The sequence below is a fragment of the Bradyrhizobium sp. Arg816 genome (genome assembly GCF_029989365.1).
GTDB lineage: Bacteria > Pseudomonadota > Alphaproteobacteria > Rhizobiales > Xanthobacteraceae > Bradyrhizobium.
The window spans coordinates 1-224 of sequence record NZ_JAPRAQ010000276.1; the positions used below are offsets into that span (position 1 = coordinate 1).

Here is a 224-nt window from a genome sequence, read left to right on the forward strand (position 1 = left end):
GGTTGATAAGCACGCCTTCACTGCGGATCATGAGAAGCAGACGGCGATAGCCAAAGCGCCGGCGCACCGACGCCAACTCGCGCAGCCGGACGCGAATGGTCGCGTCGTCAGGCCGAAGGCTGAGATAACGCACCGAGGACCGATCAGCCCCAATCACTTCACACGCCCGCCGCTGACTGACCTCAAAACTCGAACAAAGGTGAGCCACAGCCTGCCGCCTTGCA

At 62.1% G+C, this 224-nt stretch carries 1 pseudogene; it reads right to left on the reverse strand.

The features are described from left to right. Positions 1–224, reverse strand: a pseudogene (locus OWC48_RS46875) (IS3 family transposase); the annotation flags it as partial.